Below are 2,664 nucleotides of genomic sequence, written 5' to 3'. Positions count from 1 at the left end.
AATGCGGTGTGTCAGTCGACATAAACTTTGACTGACACACCGCATTCGCGAGCAAGCCCGCTCCCACATTTGATCCGCTTCGTTTTTAAGCGGTTTTCCAGGTGATCTCTTCTTCACCGTCAGCGCTGATGCGCATCCAGCGATCCGCTGTTTCTTCACCTTCTTCCTCGACCCACGTCCCCGGCGCGCAACGCACTTCGACGTTCAGCGCGGCAAACGCAGCGCGGGCGCAGGCGATGTCGTCTTCCCACGGGGTCTGGTCGCTGTCCAGGAACAGGCTGTTCCACTTGCCCACGGCTTTCGGCAACCAGGTGACCGACACGTTGCCGGCCTTGCACTTGTAGGTCTGGCCTTTCTGGACCCAGTCGGTGCATGGGCCCAAAGCAGTGCTGAGCCAGGCCGCGACGGCCTTGTAGTCGACGTCGGCGTCTTTCAGGTAAATCTCGATATCGGGTTGGCGCATGGATGTCCTCACTGCGGGTCTGAAAAATCCATTCGCGGATTTAGCCGGCCTACGGCAACTGCCGAAGACCAAAAAATTAAAGAGTTATTGAAGAACAAAGTAATCGTAGCGCATTGAAACAGTGACCTCGAACGGCTCGACCTGTTCGATGACCGCCGCCCGGCGCTCGGCACTGGCGCGCCAACCGTGGGGGGTCATGGCCAACAGGTTCGCACGGTCCTGACCACTTTCCAGCGTCAGTTTGAACTCCAGGGTTTCGCTGTGCTGCAATGCCATGCCTTCCGGCACCAAAGCCAGATGCTTGTCGTCGGTGTATTCACGCACTTCGTCGTATAGACGCTCGCGCAACTCCATCAGATGGCCGCTGGTCGGCCCGACTTTCATCAAACCGCCGCCGGGGCTGAGCAGGCGTTTGGCTTCCTCCCAATCCAGCGGGCTGAAGACACTGGCGAGAAACTGACAGCTGCCAGAGGCCAACGGCACCCGCGCCATGCTGGCGATCAACCAGGTCAGCTGCGGGTTGCGTTTGCAGGCGCGTTTGACCGCTTCCCGGGAGATGTCCAGCGCGTAACCGTCGGCGCTCGGCAACGCCTCGGCGATTTGCGCGGTGTAGTAACCCTCGCCACAACCGATGTCCAGCCAGCGCTGGGGCGCGTATTGCGCCGCCAGTTCCGCCAGACGCTTGGCCACCGGCGCGTAATGGCCGGCGTTCAAAAAATCGCGTCGGGCTTCGACCATCGCCAGGTTATCCCCAGGGGCGCGGCTGTTCTTGTGCTGCACCGGCAACAGGTTCAGGTAACCCTGACGCGCACGGTCGAAACGATGCCCGGCGGGGCAGGCCACGCCGTTGTCCACCGCGTTCAGCGGTTCGCTGCAGATCGGGCAGGCGAGCATCAGGTGAGCAACTTGATCAGGGTCTGGTAATAGATTTCGGTCAGCACATCGAGGTCGGCAGCCAGCACACGCTCGTTGACCTGGTGAATCGTCGCGTTGACCGGGCCCAGTTCAACCACCTGCGTACCCATGGTCGCAATAAAGCGACCGTCAGAGGTGCCGCCGCTGGTGGACGCTTTGGTTTCACGACCGGTGATGTCCTTGATGCTCGACGCGACGGCATCCAGCAGGGCGCCCGGTTCGGTGAGGAACGGCAGGCCGGACAATGCCCAGTCGATGTGCCAGTCCAGGCCATGTTTGTCGAGAATATCGGCGACGCGCTTTTGCAGGCCTTCAACGGTGGATTCGGTAGAGAAGCGGAAGTTGAACACCGCCACCAGATCACCCGGAATCACGTTGGTCGCGCCGGTGCCGGAATTGACGTTGGAGATCTGGAAGCTGGTTGGCGGGAAGAAATCGTTGCCGTGGTCCCAATGCTCGGCGGCCAGTTCGGCCAGCGCCGGGGCGGCGAGGTGGATCGGGTTCTTCGCCAGATGCGGATAGGCCACGTGACCCTGCACGCCGCGCACGGTCAGTTTGGCGCCGAGGGAGCCGCGACGGCCGTTCTTGACCACGTCGCCCACCAGAGTGGTGCTCGACGGTTCGCCGACGATGCACCAGTCCAGACGCTCCTTGCGGGCGGCAAGGCGTTCGATCACAGCTTTGGTGCCGTGGTGCGCCGGGCCTTCTTCGTCGCTGGTGATCAGGAAAGCGACCTTGCCCTTGTGATCCGGGTAGTCGGTGACGAAACGCTCGGCCGCCACGGTCATGGAGGCTAGGCTGCCTTTCATGTCCGCCGCGCCACGGCCGCAGAGCATGCCGTGTTCGTCGATCAGCGCGTTGAACGGGTCGATTTGCCAGGCGGTCACCGGGCCGGTCGGCACCACGTCGGTGTGGCCGGCGAAGCATAATACCGGACCGTCGTGTTTACCGTGGGTCGCCCAGAAGTTATCCACATCTTCGATGCGCATTGGCTCAAGCGCAAAACCGGCATCGCCCAGGCGCTGCATCATCTGCTTCTGGCAATCGGCGTCGACCGGCGTCACGGACGGACGGCGGATCAGGTCGATGGCGAGTTGAAGGGTCGGCGAAAGGTCGGCGTGGGCCGTCATGGAAAACTCCGGAAAACTTGAATATGGGCGCGGTCTAAATGTGGGAGCGGGCTTGCTCGCGAATGCGGTGTGTCTGCAGTGGTCTAATTTCCCCGGACACCCCGATAGGTGGAAAATACACCTATTGAGGAGTTCTCCATGACCGACAAACGCAAA

General features: G+C 61.5%; 3 protein-coding genes. All 3 read right to left on the bottom strand.

Going from position 1 to position 2,664, the window contains the following annotated elements; genetic code table 11:
• Nucleotides 1-85: 85 nt before the first annotated feature.
• The 3 genes from FQ187_RS29750 to dapE all read right to left on the bottom strand — a co-directional run bounded on the left by FQ187_RS29750 (nt 86) and on the right by dapE (nt 2,508).
• Nucleotides 86-463 carry a hypothetical protein gene (locus FQ187_RS29750; protein ID WP_149632213.1) on the bottom strand — a complete coding sequence of 126 codons (378 nt, stop codon included), beginning with the start codon at nt 461-463 and terminating at the stop codon, nt 86-88.
• Between the two features lie 84 nt (nt 464-547).
• Entirely contained in the window at nt 548-1,357 is an 810-nt protein-coding gene (locus FQ187_RS29745; protein WP_149632212.1) for a putative RNA methyltransferase, read from the bottom strand.
• Nucleotides 1,357-2,508, bottom strand: coding sequence for a succinyl-diaminopimelate desuccinylase (gene dapE / locus FQ187_RS29740; RefSeq protein WP_149632211.1), 1,152 nt, complete (start codon nt 2,506-2,508; stop codon nt 1,357-1,359). Before dapE ends, FQ187_RS29745 begins: the two co-directional genes overlap by 1 nt.
• Nucleotides 2,509-2,664: the final 156 nt, after the last annotated feature.

It is taken from the genome of Pseudomonas sp. ANT_J28, from assembly GCF_008370005.1.
Taxonomy (GTDB): domain Bacteria; phylum Pseudomonadota; class Gammaproteobacteria; order Pseudomonadales; family Pseudomonadaceae; genus Aquipseudomonas; species Aquipseudomonas frigoris.
Note: the sequence above shows the minus strand (reverse complement) of the source record. Positions and strands in the feature narration are given on the sequence as shown.

Coding starts and splice junctions, on each gene's coding strand:
- FQ187_RS29750 (WP_149632213.1), bottom strand. CDS start 463: ATGCGCCAACCCGATATCGAGATTTACCTGAAAGACGCCGACGTCGAC.
- FQ187_RS29745 (WP_149632212.1), bottom strand. CDS start 1,357: ATGCTCGCCTGCCCGATCTGCAGCGAACCGCTGAACGCGGTGGACAAC.
- dapE (WP_149632211.1), bottom strand. CDS start 2,508: ATGACGGCCCACGCCGACCTTTCGCCGACCCTTCAACTCGCCATCGAC.